The organism is Arthrobacter sp. Edens01 (assembly GCF_001307035.1).
Lineage (GTDB): Bacteria > Actinomycetota > Actinomycetes > Actinomycetales > Micrococcaceae > Arthrobacter_B.
In genome coordinates, this window is record NZ_LKIU01000010.1 from 1 (window position 1) to 1,563 (window position 1,563).

Genomic DNA, 1,563 nt, shown 5'->3' on the forward strand with positions numbered 1-1,563 from the left:
GCGGCCAGGCACGACAGTCCGTCCATAGAGCAAGCCTGCTGCCCGGTGCCGCTGCTGTCCGGTTCGCGCCGCCGGCCAAAGCATGCCGGTCCGGGCCGGGCAGCCGGCGTTCCCGGAGAAACCACTCAGGAGAAGCGTGAGAGCCCGGGCCTGGGCAGGCCGCCGTTCCCACGTTCAGTGACACCTGTTCACTCGTGGGACCACACGGGTTAACAACCGCACCACAGCGTGGGAATCACGGTCAGGAGGAGCCTAACCGCACCCAAACCGGCGCCTCCGTCCAGGCCACTGCAGTGCACTGCGGAGGGACGAGAAACGGTCTGCGCCATCCCCACCTCCGCAATTCCCCCCACTTTGGGACGTGCCTGCCACTCTGGGTCTTTCCTGACCCGGCGCCGAGCAGGAAAGACCCCAACTAGCAGGAATGTCCCCGACCCGCAGGGAAACGTCCCAAAAGAGCGTCCCAATACGGAGGAATGTCCCCAAACGGAGGACCACGCCGTCGAGGTGTCGCCCAACACGGAGGGAAGACCCAAACCGGAGCACTGGCGACATGTGGGCTCTCGACCGAGTCACCGAGCCAGGCCATGCTCCGTCCCTCCTGCCTGTCCCCCCGCCCGCCATCTCTACTCGCTCCGCCAAGGCTCTACCGAGACAGCGCAGCCTGCATGGGATCCCACCCATCGTGGCACCTGGAAACCGCAGAGCACTAACCAGACACGGCCGTAACTACGGCTGGGAAACCGTGGACGACGGAAATTCAGTGCTATTAGCCCCCTGCACAGATCCCCAGTTCTGGTGGGTCCTGGCCCCGGCGGCTGCCCGCCTGTCACAGCGGTAACGCTGTGGTGAGAAACCACGCGACGATGATGCCGGAATATGCACAAACTGGCCCGGAAGTGGTGAGCTTCACGGATGTCGGCTGGTCCGACGGGAGCCTGCGGACCGGGGAGGTCGCTGTCTGCTCTAGAATTGAGAAGGACCCCGTGCGGTCCCCATGACTTTCGCAGGCTAGATCCTGCCCATTACCTACACATACATAGTGACGAGCGACTGCAGTAAATTCCGTTGGTCGGCTCACGACGAGAGGAACTCAGCATGTCCGAGCAGAACAACCGGGAAGACCGCGACAGCCAGGGGCGGCCCCGCGCGAACGATCACAAGCCCCCGCAGCGCAAGTCCTACGACGACAGGCAGTCATCAGCTGGTCGCCCGTCCCGAGACGGTGAGCGTAAGCCCTTCAGTAAGGAAGGTGGCGCCCGTAAGCCGTTCAATAGTGATCGTGGTGATCGCAAGCCTTGGGGTGATCGTCCGTCGCGTGATGGTGAGCGTCGTTCCTTCGGCAATGATCGTGGGGATCGTAAGCCTTTCGCTGGTCGTGATGGGGATCGTAAGCCTTTCAACTCAGATCGTGGGGATCGTCCGTCGCGTGATGGTGAGCGTCGTTCCTTCGGTAACGATCGTGGGGATCGTAAGCCTTTCAACTCAGATCGTGGGGATCGTCCGTCGCGTGATGGTGAGCGTCGTTCCTTCGGTAACGATCGTGGGGATCGTAAGCCTTTC

Annotated in this window: 1 protein-coding gene; it reads left to right on the forward strand. The window is 62.6% G+C overall.

Annotation, left to right across the window (positions count from 1 at the left end; all coding sequences use genetic code 11):
* Positions 1 to 1,282: 1,282 nt before the first annotated feature.
* On the forward strand, positions 1,283 to 1,563 hold a 281-nt coding region (locus AO716_RS16820; RefSeq protein ID WP_160317938.1), incomplete at its 3' end, for a hypothetical protein.